We start from the raw sequence: 380 nt of genomic DNA, 5'->3' as shown, positions 1-380 counted from the left end.
ATCGCGCAGGGCAAGGGCATGAGCGACCTGCTGGAGCAGGAGGTGCCCCAGTCGCTCACGCTGTCCTCGGCGACCGTCACCAAGGACAACGCCGCCCAGTATCTGCCGCTCGGGTTCGAGTCATGAGGCCTGTCGCCGGGATCGGCATGATCGGCTACGCGTTCATGGGCCGTACGCACTCGCAGGCGTGGCGCAGCGTGGACGCGTTCTTCGACCTGCCGATCAAGCCCGCGATGGTGGCGGTCGCCGGCCGGTCCGCCGAGGCGACCGCGCAGGCGGCCGAGAAGCTGGGGTGGGCCCACGCGGAGACCGACTGGAAGCGGCTCCTCGAACGCGATGACGTGCAGATCGTGGACATCTGCACGCCGGGTGACAGCCAT

Annotated in this window: 1 protein-coding gene; it reads left to right on the top strand. The window is 68.9% G+C overall.

The annotated features are described in order from the left end of the window. Nucleotides 1-122: 122 nt before the first annotated feature. Nucleotides 123-380 (top strand): Gfo/Idh/MocA family oxidoreductase (locus tag HCK04_RS40655; protein ID WP_168066726.1); only part of this gene is annotated, 258 nt, incomplete at its 3' end.

This window comes from Microbispora sp. CL1-1 (genome assembly GCF_012034195.1).
GTDB lineage: Bacteria > Actinomycetota > Actinomycetes > Streptosporangiales > Streptosporangiaceae > Microbispora.
Note: the sequence above shows the minus strand (reverse complement) of the source record. Positions and strands in the feature narration are given on the sequence as shown.